Raw genomic sequence first — 16,246 nt, 5'->3', positions numbered from 1 at the left:
CCGCGGCTATGACAAACTGGCCGCATGACCGGAGGGGATATACCGTCCAACGTGTCGGACACCGCACGCTGGGTCGCCGCGTACCGGGCGCGGGAGACGGCGCGTTCCGACGCGCTCTTTCGCGACCCGCTGGCCGACCGGCTCGCCGGTGAACGCGGCCACGCCATCGCCGCCGCCGCGCCCTCGGTGATGCGCAACGGTTGGCCGATCGTCACGCGGACCAAACTGATCGACGACCTGATCGCCAAGGCGATCGGCGAGGGCTGCGACCGTGTGCTGAACCTCGCCGCCGGTCTGGACACCCGCCCCTATCGGCTCGAGCTACCGGCGGATCTGCTGTGGATCGAAGCCGACCTGCCCGGGATCGTCGCGGAGAAGGACGAGGCGCTCGCCGATGCGGCGCCGCACTGCGTGCTCGTCCGCCGAGCAGTGGATCTCGCCGATCCCGATGCCAGGGCGAAGTTCCTCGACGAGGCGCTCGGCGCGATCGGCCCGGTCACCGCTCCCGCGTCGAAGGCCCTGGTGCTCACCGAAGGGTTGCTGATGTATCTCGACCCGGAGACCGTCACCGATCTGGCGAACGCCCTGGCCCGCCCCGAGATCGCCTGGTGGCTGCTCGACCTCAGCCTCGGTATGAAGAAGATGCGCTCCGGCGACACCTTCGCCAACGCGCCGATGAAGTTCGAACCGCCCGAGGGCGTCCGCTTCTTCGAAGAACTCGGCTGGCAGCCGATCGAGCTGGAGAGCCTCCTGCTGCACGCCCGCAAGTTCCGCCGCGCGCCGTGGTACCTGCGCCCGTTCACCTACCTGCCCCAGCCCGACCCACGGAAACCCATGCGCAATCCCTGGTCGGGAATCATCCGCTTCCGCCACGCCTGAGCGCGGTGCGCCGCATCGGCCGGCGCGGCTACAGCTGCCCGTGCTGGGAGTCGAAGGTCAGGACGCGGCCACCCAGTTGGATCTGGGCGCCGGGTGCGAGGGTGACCGGATGGCCCGGCACCGCGCGAACCCAGTCTTGGCGTCCGGGATGACGAATGTGGGTGCCGTTGGTGGAGCCGCCGTCCACGACCGTCACGTCCCAGTCGACGAGGCGGATCTCCGCGTGCGCTCGCGACATGCCCCCCGAGCTGTCCTCCAGCCGCACCGGGCGCGCCCCGCGCGCGACGGCCTCCGAGTGCTCCGGCTCGCGGCCCAGGACACAGTCGTTGTCCAGGACGAACGACGTGCCGTCGTCCAGCAGCAGCACACCCAGCGGGGGGCGCACCCCCTCGCTCAGCACGCAGGTGAGCTGGTCCATCCGGATCCCGCACACCGCGCAGAACGACACCCGCGGATCGTTGTGATGATGCCGGGCACATTGGAATCCGTGCACGATCACCCGATGCCCGAGTGTGTTCGAGCCGGTCGACCCGAGCGCGTCCGCGACTACCTCGGCGGAGGGCACCATCGTCTCGGCGAGGTTCGCATCGTTGGCGATCGCGTAGTCCCGATCGGTGCGGTGCGCGGGCCGCGCCTGCTCCGGGCTGGGCGGAAGCGGTTGCGCCACCGACGGTGTCATGCCTTGGCGCGGCGTCGCCTGCCGCGCGGAGGCCTGCAGGTCGACTTCGGTCGCGGCGTCGGCGGCTTCCTCGTCCTTGCGCAGGCTCGGCGCCCGCTGGGGCGGCGGCGCGGACGCCTGCTCGGACTCCGGCCGTGCTTCGCGTCGGTGCGGTTCCGGCAGCGCCTGCGGTCCGGCGGCGACCTGTGATTGCGACCCGGCGGCGAGCGGCTGTTGCGCGGCGGGCCGCGATTCGGGAGCCGATCGGGGCTCGACGCGCGGCGGCTCCGCTGCCCGCTGCGGTCCGGGGGTCGGCTCCGGCGCCGATGCCGCGTGGGGCTCGGCGAGGGGCGGTGGGGGCGCGGAACCCGCCCGTGGTCGGCCCAGGGACTCGGTGACGCCGTCGATCGCCGGTTCGCCGCCGATCACCCCCGGTGCCGCCACCGACCACAGCACCGCGCCCGACCCCGGTACCGTCCCCGCGCCGAGCGCGAAGATCCCGCGCTCCGGCAGGGACTGGGCGGTCCACCCGGCCTCGTCCACGAACAATCCCGCGCCGCTGCCCGGCGCCGGCGTCACCATACGGTCGACGGTGAATCCGGCGTCCCGGCCGCGAAGCACCTCCGTGTGGCCGGACCCTGCGAGCACCGCGGTGACCCCACCGTGCAGGAACACCGCCAGGCCATTGTCCACGGGCGTGATCACCCCGAATTCGACCTCGTCCTCTTCACCGTTGGACAGGCTCATCAGCCAGGTCGTGGCCAGCCGCGCCACCGCGCGCCCGCTGCGGCGCCGGTCGCGCGCGACGGCTTCGCGCACGATGTCCAGCAGCGCCGTCATCGTCCGGGCCGCCACCGTGTCCGCCGTGACGGCGCCGGCGCCACGGTGCGCGACGACCACGACCGCGCCGCCCGCGCTCGCCACCAGATGGGCGCCGGGCAACGCCTCGATCTGCCCGCTCACAGGAACCGGCCGCCTTGGAATCGCCACCGGTGGAACACCACCCGCATCGGCCCGTTCACGGTGAGCCAGAAGACGACCCACGTGACGACGAACTGGATTCCGAACGCCGTGAGCGACGGACGCAGATGCTCGGGCAGCACCACGGTGGTGTGACGCACGAGGACCCACATCAGCGCTCCCTCGTTGAGGATGGTGACGAAACCGAACAGGGTCGGCCAGTCCTTTTCCCAGCGGAACTGCTGCAGGAAATGGTAGAGCAATTCCCACAGCACACCGACCAGAACGGTCGCCAGCAGGACCGACAATGTCACCCGGTAGGCCTGACCGATGCTCAACGAACCGGTCGGCAGAACCGGGGTGATGATCAGCGCGACGACGAAGCCGATCACGCTCAGCGCGAGAAGCCGGGTCTGGATTCGCCCGTTCAAAGTAGGAAGCATCGCTCAGATCTTCTCGTTTGTAACCCACAACCACCATTGCCGCGTCGAGCGCAGCGGCCCCATCCTGCGGCAGAATCCGACCGCGGCCAGATCGTCGGCGATCTCCTGCGCGGCGATCTGCAGCCCGAGGAAGGTGTCCACGCCGACGAACGGCCCGCCGAGCGTGGCGCTGCCGGAGGCATACATCCGTCCGGGGCCGCTGCGGGTGCCGATCAGCTCGAATGTGGTGTCCACGTCGAGCCGTCCGAGCGGATTGCGCCCGGCGCCGGTGTGGTCGAGCAGGTCGGCCAGCAGCCGGTGCTCGCGGATGTCGGCTTCCAAGCCCGTGCAGTCGATGATGTAGTCGACGGTCGTGTCGAACGGTTGCGCAGGCGGCGGAAACGGCAGCGGCGCACCGGTGTCCGGAAGAATCGTCGCGACCACGCCTTGCCGTCCCCCGGCCGGGCGCGGAGCCCGCATCGTGCCCGCCATCACCTGGTACCACCCCTCTCGGCGGCCACGGCGCAGCTGTTCCTGCCAGTTGTCCCGGATCGGGGTGTTGGTACCCGAGATCTCCTTGTATGCCCGCGCCCGTTCCTCACCCTGCAGATTGCGCACCTTCTGCTTGAGCTGACCCCCCCACACCGACTTCGGATAGTTGAACCCCTGGTAGGCCCATCCGTCGCCGCCCTTGCGTCTGCTGAAGATGTTCTTGCCGTGCGGGCCGGCGATGTAGGTGCGAAACAGGTGCAGGATCCGGGTGTCGAGCCGGTGCTTGTCCCGGTCGTCGATGAGCCGTTGCAGGACGCGGCTCGCGACGATTCCGCTGCCGCGGATCAGCACGGTGCCGGGCCGCCGCTGCAGCGCCTGGTAGACGTGCTCGTGCGGCTCGTAGGCGTTGACCACGCGCGTCGGATCACGATGGGTTTCGCGATACTCCTGCAGGTCCGGCAACAGCTTCAAGCCCGGATAACCCACCGCCACATGGACATATGTGCTGCGGAAGGCGACGCGCTTGGTCGGCGTCGACCCGGCGGGCGGGGTGAGGATGGTGAAGTATCCGCCGCCGTGGCGCTTGCGCACCATGCGCACGTGGCCGCGATGCAGGGAGCGCGCGTAACCGATGCGGTGGAACTCGCGCTCCATGGCGTCGAACGCCTGACCGGCGCGCGGGGTGTAGTAATTGGCGAAGATCGGCTCGACGAAGACGTTCCACAGCGCTTTGAGCGACTTGTCGGCGATGGCCTCGCGCACCGCGTACGAGGGGAAGCCCCAGATGTTGTCCGGCGTCGAGGCCGAGTCGCTGCGCAGGCGCTCGCCGCGGGGAATCTGGGAGACCCTCGTCAGATACTCATAGGAGGCCCAGGGGTGCTCCTGCGGACCGAGTACCGCCATCGCCTCGGCGGGCACACCGAAGATCCGGAGCGTGTCATAGGTGACGAACGATCCGATCCCACTGCCGATGGTCACGAACGGAACGTCGATCACCGGAATCCCGGCGTTGCCCAGCATTTCATCGGTCCACACGTCGGTGTCGACGAGGGCCTGCGTGATATCTCCCCGCATTGGGCGGACTCTACCGGCAGATTCTTGTCAACTGCTTGTCATCGGCTTTCGACCCGCGACCACACCGGTGACGCGCGGTGGACGACGCGCGGCAACAAACTGCGCCGAACCTGCCACGCGCCCCGCCCTCTCGGACGTACCATGCCGATCGTGGCCGATTCCACTCGTTCCACCCCTCTGCGGGTTCTCGTGTACAGCAACGACGCCGACACCAGGCGTCAGGTGATCCAGGCCTTGGGCAAGCACCCGCACCCGGAACTACCGGCGTTCGAGTACCTCGAGGTGGCCACCGCCCCCGTGGTGATCGCGCAGCTGGACGCGGGCGGCATAGACCTGGCCGTGCTCGACGGCGAGGCGGCCCCTGTGGGCGGGCTCGGCATCGCCAAGCAGTTGAAGGACGAAGTCGATCCGTGCCCGCCGCTGCTGGTGCTCACCGGCCGTCCGGATGACGCCTGGCTGGCCAGCTGGTCGCGCGCGGAGGCCGCGGTGGCGCACCCCATCGACCCGCTCCGGCTCACCGAGGCCGTCGTGGCACTGCTGCGCGGCCGTTCCGCGGCCTGATCGTCGCCTACTCCCCTCCGCCCGCGTCAGCTATTCATAGCGATCTTGAATTAGTGCTCCTCCGCGCACGACCGTGCCGCGCTCCCGGTCGAACGGGTCCCGAACCCCGGTGCGGTCGAGGCTCCCGGCCTTCGCGTCGCTGTCGCCGTTGCCGACTCCGAACCCGCTCGGGACCACATTCGACGTCGCGATACCCGGCATTTCCGGCCGCCAACTGACCGTTCAGCCAAGAGTTCGGGCCCGCCGCGCGGATTACCACCGTTTCGGTCATAAATGCTTGTACCGAATTCGATGAAACGACGTCGCCAAACCCGGTGCGGGCCGCCCGTTCGGTTGTAGGCTGTGCCGTACCTCACATGGAAGCGGAACTGGTAATGACCGCTCCCAGGTGAAGCCGAGGGGCGAGTCTGGCCGAGGCGGACAACGACGTCAGCCCGCCTCGGACGCTGTTGTCAGCTGCCGCTCGCAAGGAGGGGAAGTGCAGTCGTGAATATCGAGATGCCGACGCTTGTGCTCGGCGCGATCGCGGCGGCGTTCGCGCTGTTCTCCATCGCCCTATCGGCCCTGGTCGGCCCGAAACGGCACAACCGGGCGAAACTGGAACCCTACGAATGCGGTATCGAACCCACGCCGCATGCCGTGGCCGGTGGGCCAGGAAACGTTACGGGACAACGCTTTCCGGTGAAGTACTACCTCACCGCGATGTTGTTCATCATCTTCGACATCGAGATCGTGTTCCTCTACCCGTGGGCAGTGCACTTCGATGCGCTCGGTCTCTTCGGTCTCGCCGCGATGGCGTTGTTCATCTTCAACGTCTCGGTGGCCTACGCCTACGAATGGCGGCGCGGCGGCCTCAGCTGGGACTGAATGCCGCGCAGCCGAATTCGTAGCCGACGAATGGAAGCGAGTCAGTAGAACATGGGTCTCGAGGAAAAACTGCCCAGCGGCTTCCTGCTGAGCACGGTCGAGGATTTCGCCGGATTCCTGCGCAAGGGCTCCCTATGGCCGGCGACCTTCGGGCTCGCCTGCTGCGCCATCGAGATGATGGCCACCGGCGGGGGACGTTTCGACATCGCCCGCTTCGGCATGGAAGCGTTCCGCGCCTCGCCGCGGCAGGCCGATCTGATGATCGTCGCCGGCCGGGTGAGCCAGAAGATGGCCCCGGTGCTGCGCCAGGTCTACGACCAGATGACCGAACCGAAATGGGTGCTGGCGATGGGCGTCTGCGCGTCCTCGGGCGGGATGTTCAACAACTACGCCATCGTGCAGGGCGTCGACCACGTCGTTCCGGTCGACATCTACCTGCCCGGCTGCCCACCCCGGCCGGAGATGCTGCTCAACGCGATCCTGGCACTGCACGCCAAGATTCAGCAGATGCCGCTCGGGGTCAACCGTGAGGAGGCCATCCGCGCCGCCGAACAGGCCGCGCTCGCCTCGACCCCGACCATCCGGATGGAGGGTCTGCTCCGATGACCTTCGACACCCCCGACGACACCGACGCCCCGCCCGCGCACGACGCGATCGATGCCGCTGCCACCGCGGGCCCGGAGGGCACCCTGCCCGAAGAGGATTCCGCGCAGCCCGGCGCCGAGGTGATCGGCGTGCGCCGCGGCATGTTCGGCGTGTCCGGCACCGGCGACACCTCCGGCTACGGCGGCCTGGTCCGCCCGGTCATCCTGCCGGGCAGCACTCCCGCCCCGTACGGCGGGTACTTCGACGAGGTGGTCGACGCGCTGCATGCCGCGCTCACCGCCATCGGCACCCGCTTGGACACGGCGCTGGAGAAGGTGATCGTCTTCCGCGGCGAACTCACCCTGCACGTGCACCGGGAGCATCTGCCGTCGGTCGCCCGCGCGTTGCGGGACGATCCCGCACTGCGTTTCGAGCTCTGCCTGGGCGTCAACGGCGTGCACTATCCGGAGGATTCCGGCCGCGAACTCCACGCCGTCTATCACCTCATGTCGATCACGCACAACCGCCGCCTGCGGGTGGAGGTCTCCGCCCCCGACGCCGACCCGCACATCCCTTCGCTCTACGAGGTGTACCCGACCACCGACTGGCACGAGCGCGAGACCTACGACTTCTTCGGCATCCGGTTCGACGGGCACCCCTCGCTGACCCGGATCACCATGCCGGACGACTGGCGCGGCCACCCCCAGCGCAAGGACTACCCGCTCGGCGGGATCCCGGTCGAATACAAGGGCGCGCGCATCCCGCCGCCCGACGAGCGGAGGGCATACAGCTGATGAACGACACCGACACCGAGCCCGGCCTCGCCGAGGGCACCGCGCCCGAGCCCACCACGATCACCGTGGCGGGGCAGGACTGGGACCAGGTGGCCGACACGCTGGCCGGCGCGGGCGAGGAACGCATCGTCGTCAACATGGGCCCGCAGCACCCGTCCACGCACGGTGTGCTGCGGCTGATCCTGGAGATCGAAGGCGAAACCGTCACCGAAGCCCGCTGCGGAATCGGCTACCTGCACACAGGGATCGAGAAGAACCTCGAATTCCGCAACTGGACCCAGGGCGTCACCTTCGTCACCCGCATGGACTACCTGTCGCCGTTCTTCAACGAGACGGCGTACTGCCTGGGCGTGGAGCGATTGCTCGACATCACCGAGCAGATTCCGGAGCGCGCCACGATCATCCGCGTGCTGCTGATGGAGCTCAACCGCATCTCCTCCCACCTGGTCGCCCTGGCCACCGGCGGCATGGAACTCGGCGCGCTGACCCCGATGCTGTTCGGCTTCCGGGAACGCGAACTGATCCTCGACGTCTTCGAGACGATCACCGGGCTGCGCATGAACCACGCGTTCATCCGCCCCGGCGGCCTGGCGCAGGATCTGCCCGACGACGGCGTCACGAAGGTCCGTGAACTGCTCGCCCTGCTGCCCAAACGGCTGCGCGACATGGAACACCTGCTCACCGCCAACCCGATCTGGAAGTCCCGCACGCAGGACATCGGCTACCTCGACCTGCAGGGGTGCATGGCGCTCGGCATCACCGGCCCGGTGCTGCGCGCCACCGGCCTGCCGCACGACATGCGCCGAGCCCAGCCCTACTGCGGCTACGAGAACTACGAATTCGACGTCCCCACCACCACCGGATGCGACTGCTACGGCCGCTACGTCATCCGCGTGGAGGAGATGAAGGAGTCGCTGAAGATCGTCGAGCAGTGCCTGGACCGGCTACGGCCCGGCCCCGTGATGATCGACGACAAGAAGATCGCCTGGCCCGCCGACCTGCAGATCGGGGCGGACGGCCTCGGCAACTCCCCCAGGCACATCGGCAAGATCATGGGCACCTCCATGGAGGGGCTGATCCACCACTTCAAACTGGTCACCGAAGGCATCCGCGTTCCGGCGGGCCAGGTGTACGTGGCCGTGGAGTCGCCGCGCGGCGAGCTGGGGGTACACATGGTCAGCGACGGCGGCACCCGGCCCTACCGTGTGCACTACCGCGACCCCTCGTTCACCAATCTGCAAGCGGTCGCGGCGATGTGCGAGGGCGGCATGGTCGCCGACGTCATCGCCTCGGTCGCCAGCATCGACCCGGTCATGGGCGGAGTGGACCGATGAACCCGACATCGCACAGCGAATCCACCGACGGCGGTGGCCGCGTGGCAGGTAGCACGCCAGTCTTGCTGAAGCTCGAAACCCGGCCCGAGCCCTACCAGCCCTTCGTGCGCGAGCGGCTGGAAACCGACGCCAAGGAGATCATCGCGCGCTACCCGCACCCGCGCTCCGCACTGCTGCCGCTGCTGCACCTGGTGCAGTCCGAGGAGGGCTACGTCACCGGCACCGGAATCGAGTTCTGCGCGGAACAACTAGGGCTGACCGGCGCCGAAGTCACCGCCGTCGCCACCTTCTATTCGATGTTCCGGCGCACACCCACCGGCGACTACCACGTCGGCGTCTGCACCAACACGCTGTGCGCGGTGATGGGCGGCGACGCCATCCTCGCCGCGCTCGAACGCCACCTCGGCATCGGGCACGGCCAGACCACGGCGGACGGGTCGATCACGCTCGAACACGTCGAGTGCAACGCGGCCTGCGACTTCGCGCCGGTGGTCATGGTCAACTGGGAGTTCTTCGACAACCAGACCCCCGAATCCGCGCGTGCCCTGGTGGACGCCCTGCGTGCCGGAGCGCAGGTCACCCCCACCCGCGGCGCGCCGCTGTGCACGTTCAAGCAGACCGCGCGCATCCTGGCCGGGTTCCCGGACGAGCGCCCCGGCGTCCTCGACGGCGCCGCGGGCGAGGCGACACTCGCCGGTCTGCGCGTCGCTCGGGAGCGGGGCATGAAAGCGCCCGCACCGCACCAGGATCCGGAGGTCTCGCGATGACGCTCACTCCGGTGTTGAGCACCTACTGGGACGACCCGCAGTCCTGGACGATGGACACCTACCTGCGCCACGAGGGCTACCAGGCGCTGCGCACCGCCCTGCGGATGGAACCGGACCAGGTGATCCAGACCGTCAAGGACGCGGGCCTGCGCGGCCGCGGCGGCGCGGGCTTCCCCACCGGCATGAAGTGGAGTTTCATCCCGCAGGGCGCCGGACCCGACGGCGTCACCAAACCGCACTACCTGGTGGTGAACGCCGACGAGTCGGAACCGGGCACCTGCAAAGACATTCCGCTCATGCTCGCCGCGCCGCACGCGCTGATCGAAGGCGTCGTCATCGCCGCCTACGCCATCCGCGCCGCACACGCGTTCATCTACGTGCGCGGCGAGGTAGTTCCGGTGCTGCGGCGGCTGCAAGCCGCGGTGGCCCAGGCCTACGAAGCGGGTTTCCTCGGTCACGACATCCTCGGCTCCGGCTACGACCTCGAACTCCTCGTGCACGCGGGCGCGGGCGCCTACATCTGCGGCGAGGAGACCGCGCTGCTGGACTCGCTGGAAGGCCGCCGCGGCCAACCCCGCCTGCGCCCGCCGTTCCCCGCCGTCGCGGGCCTCTACGCCTGCCCGACCGTGGTGAACAACGTGGAATCCATCGCCAGCGTGCCTCCCATCATCCGCAACGGCATCACCTGGTTCCGCTCGATGGGCAGCGAGAGGTCCCCCGGTTTCACCCTCTACTCGCTGTCGGGTCACGTAACCCGGCCGGGGCAGTACGAGGCGCCGCTGGGCATCACACTGCGCGAACTCCTCGGCTACGCGGGCGGCGTGCGCGCCGGGCACCGGGTGAAATTCTGGACTCCGGGCGGCTCGTCCACGCCGCTGTTCACCGAGGAACACCTCGACGTGCCCCTCGACTACGAGGGCGTCGCGAGCGCGGGATCCATGCTCGGCACCAAGGCGCTGCAGATCTTCGACGACACCACCTGCGTGGTGCGAGCGGTACTGCGCTGGACGGAGTTCTACGCGCACGAATCCTGCGGCAAGTGCACCCCGTGCCGGGAGGGCACCTACTGGCTGGTGCAGCTGCTGGAACGGATCGAAACGGGCACCGGCGCCGAGTCCGACCTGGACAAGCTGCTCGATATCAGCGACACCATCAACGGCAAGTCGTTCTGCGCCCTCGGTGACGGCGCGGCCAGCCCGATCATCTCCTCGCTGAAGTACTTCCGCGAGGAGTACGCCGAACACCTGCGGCTCGGCGGATGTCCATTCGACCCGGCGCGCGCCACCGCATGGGCCGAGTCAGGAGAAGAGGTCCGATGAAACCGGTCTCGCGCAGCGATTCGATCACCGGCGGCGGCCGGGCCACGGTGAGCGGCAAGACCAGCGCGCCTGCTCCCGCCGATCTGGTCACCGTGACCATCGACGACACCACGGTCAGCGTGCCGCCCGGCACCTTGCTGATCCGGGCCGCCGAACTGATCGGCATCCAGATCCCCCGTTTCTGCGACCATCCGCTGCTCGACCCGGTCGGCGCCTGCCGCCAGTGCCTGGTCGAGGTGGAAGGGCAGCGCAAACCGGTCGCCTCCTGCACCATGGCCGTCGCCGACGGCATGGTGGTCCGCACCCAGCTCACCTCCCCTGCCGCCGACAAGGCGCAGGAGGGCGTGATGGAGCTGCTGCTGATCAACCATCCGCTCGACTGCCCGGTCTGCGACAAGGGCGGCGAGTGCCCGTTGCAGAACCAGGCGATGTCCACCGGACGCGCCGAATCCCGGTTCGAGGGACGCAAACGCACCTATCCCAAACCGATTCCGCTGTCGACAGCGGTGCTGCTGGACCGGGAACGCTGCGTGCTCTGCGCCCGCTGCACCCGTTTCTCCCAGCAGATCGCCGGCGACCCGTTCATCGAGCTGATGGACCGCGGTGCGCTGCAACAGGTCGGCACCGCGCAGGCCGAACCGCTGGACTCCTACTTCTCCGGCAACACCGTGCAGATCTGCCCCGTCGGCGCGCTCACCGGGACCGCCTACCGATTCCGCGCCCGCCCGTTCGACCTGGTGTCCAGCCCGAACGTCTGTGAACACTGCGCTTCCGGTTGCGCACAGCGCACCGACCACCGGCGCGGCAAGGTGCTGCGCAGGCTGGCCGGTGACGACCCGCAGGTCAACGAGGAGTGGAACTGCGACAAGGGCCGCTGGGCCTTCGCCTACGCCACCGAACCCGATCGGCTCACCACCCCGCTGGTGCGCGGCTGGGACGGCGAACTCGCCCCGGCCTCCTGGTCGGCGGCACTGGCCGCGGCCGCGGAGGGGCTGGCCGCCTCCTTCGGCAACGCGGGCGTGCTCGTCGGCGGCCGGGTCACCGAGGAGGACGCCTACGCCTACGCCAAATTCGCGCGGGTCGCCCTCGGCACCAACGACATCGACTTCCGCTCCCGCGCGCATTCGGCGGAGGAAGCCGACTTCCTCGCATCCCGCGTCGCCGGTCAGGACGGCACGGTGACCTACGACAGCATGGAGGCCGCGCCGGTCGTCCTGCTCGTCGGATTCGAACCCGAAGAAGAGTCACCGATCGTCTACCTGCGACTGCGCAAGGCCGCCCGCAAACGCCGCCTGCCCATCTACTCGCTCGCGCCGTACTCCTCGCGCGGGCTCGACCGCATGTCCGGGCGGCTGATGCGGGCCGTGCCGGGCGCCGAACCGCATCTGCTCGACGCCATCCGCACCGGCGAGATCACCACGCCCGGCGCAGATCCGGCGCAGCTCGCGGATCTGGCCCGACTGCTGCGCGAACCCGGCGCGGTGATCATGGTCGGTGAGCGGATGGCGGGCGTGGCGGGCACGCTGTCGGCCGCCGTACGTCTCGCCGACGAGACCGGAGCCGCCCTCGCCTGGGTGCCGCGCCGGGCAGGCGAACGCGGCGCGGTCGAAGCGGGCGCCCTGCCCTGCCTGCTGCCCGGTGGCAGGCCGGTGGCCGATCCCCGCGCCCGCCAACAGGTTCGGGCGGTCTGGAACGTGCCGGAGCTGCCGGTCGGCGCAGGCCGTGACACGACGGCCATCCTGGAGGCGGCCTCCGGCCTCGGCGCGCTGGTCATCGGCGGCGTCGACGTGGCCGACCTGCCCGACCCGGCCGCCGCGCTGGCCGCCATCGACGCGGCCAGGTTCGTGGTGAGCCTGGAACTGCGGCGCAGCCCGGTCACCGAACGCGCCGACGTGGTGTTCCCGGTGGCCGCGGCCATGGAGAAACCCGGCACCTTCCGCACCTGGGAGGGGCGGCCGCGCCCGTTCGCCGCCGCGCTCGGCGACGACATGGTCCGCCGTCAGACCGCGCCACTGTCGGACCAGCGGGTACTGCACGCCATCGCCGGTGAGATGTCGGTGCGCCTGAACCTGCCGGACGTCGAATCCGCCCGCGCCGAACTCGCCGAACTCGGCGTGTGGGACGGCGCGCCCGTTACCGCGCCCACGCACCGGCCGCATCCGCTGCCACGCCCCGAACCGGGCACCGCGGTGCTCGCCAGCTGGCGGATGCTGCTGGACGAGGGCCGCATGCAGGACGGCGAACCGAATCTGGCGGGCATCGCCCGTCCCCCGGTGGTGCGCCTGTCGGCCGCCACCGCCGCCGAGCTCGGCGCGCAACCCGACGATCCGGTCACCGTCGCCACCAGCCGCGGCGCCGTCACGCTCCCCCTGATGATCAGCGACCTGCCCGACCGCGTGGTATGGCTGCCGCAGCACTCCCCCGGCTGCTCCATCGCCGAGCAGCTCGCCGTCCAGCCCGGCGCGATCGTGCACCTGCGGCACGCCGACGAGAGGATGAAGGAGCACCGCCATGAGTGATCTCGCCGCGCTCGTCACGGCGTCCGCGGTGACACCCGCCGCCTCCGCCGCCCCGTACACCCCGACCGGCTTCGGACACGACCCACTGTGGCTCGTGATCGCCAAAGCCGTCGCCGTGTTCGTCTATCTGATGCTGATTCCGCTGGTCGCGGTGCTCGCGGAGCGAAAGATCGTGGCCCGCATGCAGATGCGGATCGGCCCGAACCGCACCGGGCCGTTCGGCTCGCTGCAGAGCATCGCCGACGGCGTGAAGATGGCCCTCAAGGAGGACATCGTCCCGGCGATCGTGGACAAGCCGATCTACATTCTGGCCCCGGTCATCTCGGTGGTCCCCGCGTTCATGGCGTTCGCGGTGATCCCCTTCGGGCCGGAAGTGTCCGTCTTCGGTGTCACCACCCCGCTGCAGCTCACCGACCTTCCGGTGGCGGTGCTGTACATCCTCGCGATCACCTCCATCGGCGTCTACGGCATCGTGCTGGCCGGATGGTCCTCCGGCTCCACCTATCCGCTGCTGGGCGGATTGCGCTCGACCGCGCAGGTCATCTCCTACGAGATCGCGATGGCGCTGTGCTTCGCCACCGTCTTCCTGCTCGGCGGCACCATGGCCACCTCCGGCATCGTGTCCGCGCAGGAAGGCACCTGGTATGTGTTCCTGCTGCTGCCGTCGTTCCTGATCTATTGCGTCTCGATGGTCGGCGAGACCAACCGGGCACCGTTCGACCTGCCCGAGGCCGAGGGCGAACTGGTCGGCGGCTTCCACACCGAGTACTCCTCGCTCAAGTTCGCCATGTTCATGCTGGCCGAGTACGTCAACATGGCGACGGTCTCCGCGCTGGCCACCACACTGTTCCTCGGCGGCTGGCGGGCGCCGTGGCCGCTGAACATGTGGGACGGCGCGAACTCCGGGTGGTGGCCGGTGCTGTGGTTCACCGCCAAGGTCTGGACATTCCTGTTCGTGTTCATCTGGCTGCGCGGCACACTGCCCCGGCTGCGCTACGACCAGTTCATGAATCTCGGCTGGAAACTGCTGATCCCGACCTCGCTGGCCTGGGTCATGGTGGTGGCCGCGGCACGGGTGCTGCAAGCGGAGGGCTACCCGGTGCAGACCCCGATCCTGGTGATCGGCGGCCTGGCGGTCACCGGACTGCTGGTGCTGCGGTTCCTGCGGGCGGGCCGGGCGGCGGGCACACCGCCACCGGTCGAGGAACCCGTGGACGCGGACTCCGCCGATTCGACGGTGTTCCTCGGCTTCCCGGTGCCGCCACTGCCCGCCGACGCGCACGCCCGCGACGCCACCCGCGCCAAGAGCAGCCTGTTCGAGCCGCTGTCCGGCTTCGCGGTCACCGCCGCGACCATGTTCAAGAAGCCCAACACGGAGTTCTACCCCGAGCAGAAAACGCCGACCGCGCCGCGCTACCACGGCAGGCACCAGCTCAACCGGCATCCCGACGGCTTGGAGAAGTGCATCGGCTGCGAACTGTGCGCATGGGCCTGCCCCGCCGACGCGATCTACGTCGAAGGCGCCGACAACACCGAGACCGAACGCTATTCGCCCGGTGAACGATACGGCCAGGTCTACCAGATCAACTACCTGCGCTGCATCGGCTGCGGACTGTGCATCGAGGCCTGCCCCACCCGGGCGCTCACGATGACCAACGACTACGAGATGGCCGACGACAACCGGGCCGACCTGATCTACGAGAAGGACCGGTTGCTCGCCCCGCTGCAGCCCGGGATGACCGCACCGCCGCACGCCATGCATCCCGGCACCGACGAGGCGGACTACTACCTCGGACGGGTCCCCGGCGACGCACCGGCCACCAGCGGCGCCACGGCCACCGACGCGCCCAGGCAACCCGCCACCGCCGGCGTGGAAGGAGCACCACGGTGACCGATTTGATCCTGGCCGCGGAGCCGCTGACCCGCGCCTCCACCGGTGAGGCCGTCCAGTTCTGGATCCTCGCCCCGCTGGCCGTGCTCGGCGCGCTCGGCATGGTCTTCGCCCCCAAGGCGGTGCACTCCGCCCTGTGCCTGGCGGCCACCATGATCGCGCTGGCCGCGTTCTACATCGCCGAGGACGCGCTGTTCCTCGGCGTCGTGCAAATCGTGGTCTACACCGGCGCGGTGATGATGCTGTTCCTGTTCGTGCTGATGCTCGTCGGCGTCGACTCCGCGGAGTCGCTGAAGGAAACCATCCGCGGCCAGCGCCTCGCCGCCGCCGCGGTCGGCCTCGGCTTCGGGCTGCTGCTCAGCGGCGGCATCGCTCACGGCGTCCGCGAATCCGGAATCACCTTCCCCGCATCCGGATTCGCCGGCCGCGATGTGATCGGCGAACTGGCCGAGCTGATCTTCCTGCGCTACGTGTGGGCCTTCGAACTCACCGGCGCCCTGCTGATCACCGCCACCATCGGCGCCATGGTGCTGGCCCATCGCGAGCAGTTCGGGCCCCGCACCGACCAGCGCGAGCTGTCGCGCCGCCGGTTCCGCGAGAAGGGGCATCGCGCGACACCGCTGCCCACCCCCGGCGTCTACGCCAGGCACAACGCGGTGGACGTCCCCGCGCGGTTGCCCGACGGGTCGTTCGAGGAGCTGTCGGTCAGCACCATCCTGCGGCACCGCCGCACCAGGGCGCTGACCGAAGCGGCCGTCATCTCGGTCGGCACCACGCCCGCATCGGACGGGACCGACACCCCCAGCGACGAGGAAGGCAACCGGTGAATCCCGAGAACTACCTGTTCCTGTCCGCCCTGCTGTTCACGATCGGCGCGGCCGGCGTGCTGCTGCGGCGCAACGCCATCGTGGTGTTCATGTGCATCGAGCTGATGCTCAACGCGGTGAACCTCGCGTTCGTCACCTTCGCCCGGATGCACGCCAACCTCGACGGGCAGGTGTTCGCGTTCTTCACGATGGTGGTCGCCGCGGCCGAGGTGGTCGTCGGCCTGGCCATCATCATGACCATCTTCCGCGCCCGCCGCTCGACCTCGGTCGACGACGCCAACCTGCTGAAGTTCTGAC

At 69.3% G+C, this 16,246-nt stretch carries 15 protein-coding genes; 12 read left to right on the top strand and 3 right to left on the bottom strand.

Annotated elements, in window-relative coordinates; translation table 11 throughout:
• The first annotated feature begins 24 nt into the window (after positions 1 to 24).
• Entirely contained in the window at positions 25 to 879 is an 855-nt protein-coding gene (locus tag LTT66_RS30280) for a class I SAM-dependent methyltransferase (protein ID WP_233061965.1), read from the top strand.
• Positions 880 to 907: 28 nt separating this feature from the next.
• Here the strand turns inward: LTT66_RS30280 and LTT66_RS30275 are convergent, their stop codons facing one another.
• Genes LTT66_RS30275 through LTT66_RS30265 form a run of 3 tightly spaced genes read right to left on the bottom strand, consistent with a single transcriptional unit; the run spans position 908 to position 4,485 of the window.
• Entirely contained in the window at positions 908 to 2,500 is a 1,593-nt protein-coding gene (locus tag LTT66_RS30275) for an FHA domain-containing protein (protein ID WP_233061964.1), read from the bottom strand.
• Positions 2,497 to 2,940, bottom strand: a complete 444-nt coding sequence (locus tag LTT66_RS30270) for a hypothetical protein (protein ID WP_233061963.1) — start codon at positions 2,938 to 2,940, stop codon at positions 2,497 to 2,499. Before LTT66_RS30270 ends, LTT66_RS30275 begins: the two co-directional genes overlap by 4 nt.
• A 3-nt stretch (positions 2,941 to 2,943) precedes the next feature.
• The gene (locus LTT66_RS30265; RefSeq protein WP_233061962.1) at positions 2,944 to 4,485 is read right to left on the bottom strand and encodes a hypothetical protein; all 1,542 of its coding nucleotides are present in this window, start codon (positions 4,483 to 4,485) and stop codon (positions 2,944 to 2,946) included.
• A 141-nt stretch (positions 4,486 to 4,626) separates the two neighbouring features.
• Here LTT66_RS30265 and LTT66_RS30260 point away from each other — a divergent pair, with 141 nt between their 5' ends.
• The 11 genes from LTT66_RS30260 (at position 4,627) to nuoK (ending at position 16,245) form a co-directional block, all read left to right on the top strand.
• Positions 4,627 to 5,046, top strand: a complete 420-nt coding sequence (locus tag LTT66_RS30260; RefSeq protein WP_233061961.1) for an Rv3143 family two-component system response regulator — start codon at positions 4,627 to 4,629, stop codon at positions 5,044 to 5,046.
• A 498-nt stretch (positions 5,047 to 5,544) separates the two neighbouring features.
• Complete coding sequence (locus LTT66_RS30255; RefSeq protein ID WP_408638874.1) at positions 5,545 to 5,913, top strand: NADH-quinone oxidoreductase subunit A; 369 nt, start codon at positions 5,545 to 5,547, stop codon at positions 5,911 to 5,913.
• A 51-nt stretch (positions 5,914 to 5,964) separates the two neighbouring features.
• On the top strand, positions 5,965 to 6,519 hold the full coding sequence (locus tag LTT66_RS30250) for a NuoB/complex I 20 kDa subunit family protein (RefSeq protein ID WP_043691073.1): 555 nt from the start codon (positions 5,965 to 5,967) through the stop codon (positions 6,517 to 6,519).
• Positions 6,516 to 7,292, top strand: coding sequence for an NADH-quinone oxidoreductase subunit C (locus LTT66_RS30245; protein ID WP_233061959.1), 777 nt, complete (start codon positions 6,516 to 6,518; stop codon positions 7,290 to 7,292). The genes LTT66_RS30250 and LTT66_RS30245 overlap by 4 nt, the downstream gene beginning before the upstream one ends.
• Positions 7,292 to 8,626, top strand: coding sequence for an NADH-quinone oxidoreductase subunit D (locus tag LTT66_RS30240; protein WP_233061958.1), 1,335 nt, complete (start codon positions 7,292 to 7,294; stop codon positions 8,624 to 8,626). Before LTT66_RS30245 ends, LTT66_RS30240 begins: the two co-directional genes overlap by 1 nt.
• Complete coding sequence (nuoE, locus tag LTT66_RS30235) at positions 8,623 to 9,393, top strand: NADH-quinone oxidoreductase subunit NuoE (protein WP_233061957.1); 771 nt, start codon at positions 8,623 to 8,625, stop codon at positions 9,391 to 9,393. Before LTT66_RS30240 ends, nuoE begins: the two co-directional genes overlap by 4 nt.
• Positions 9,390 to 10,712: an NADH-quinone oxidoreductase subunit NuoF gene (gene nuoF / locus LTT66_RS30230; protein ID WP_233061956.1), complete on the top strand. Its 1,323-nt coding sequence runs from the start codon at positions 9,390 to 9,392 to the stop codon at positions 10,710 to 10,712. Before nuoE ends, nuoF begins: the two co-directional genes overlap by 4 nt.
• Entirely contained in the window at positions 10,709 to 13,231 is a 2,523-nt protein-coding gene (locus LTT66_RS30225) for an NADH-quinone oxidoreductase subunit G (RefSeq protein ID WP_233061955.1), read from the top strand. The genes nuoF and LTT66_RS30225 overlap by 4 nt, the downstream gene beginning before the upstream one ends.
• Positions 13,224 to 15,122 carry an NADH-quinone oxidoreductase subunit NuoH gene (gene nuoH / locus LTT66_RS37265; RefSeq protein ID WP_332909648.1) on the top strand — a complete coding sequence of 633 codons (1,899 nt, stop codon included), beginning with the start codon at positions 13,224 to 13,226 and terminating at the stop codon, positions 15,120 to 15,122. The genes LTT66_RS30225 and nuoH overlap by 8 nt, the downstream gene beginning before the upstream one ends.
• The gene (locus tag LTT66_RS30210) at positions 15,119 to 15,949 is read left to right on the top strand and encodes an NADH-quinone oxidoreductase subunit J (protein WP_195068226.1); all 831 of its coding nucleotides are present in this window, start codon (positions 15,119 to 15,121) and stop codon (positions 15,947 to 15,949) included. Before nuoH ends, LTT66_RS30210 begins: the two co-directional genes overlap by 4 nt.
• Positions 15,946 to 16,245, top strand: a complete 300-nt coding sequence (gene nuoK, locus LTT66_RS30205) for an NADH-quinone oxidoreductase subunit NuoK (protein WP_036536861.1) — start codon at positions 15,946 to 15,948, stop codon at positions 16,243 to 16,245. Before LTT66_RS30210 ends, nuoK begins: the two co-directional genes overlap by 4 nt.
• Position 16,246: the final 1 nt, after the last annotated feature.

The sequence above is a fragment of the Nocardia gipuzkoensis genome (assembly GCF_021183645.1).
GTDB lineage: Bacteria > Actinomycetota > Actinomycetes > Mycobacteriales > Mycobacteriaceae > Nocardia > Nocardia abscessus.
This window is presented reverse-complemented; position numbering and strand designations above follow the sequence as displayed.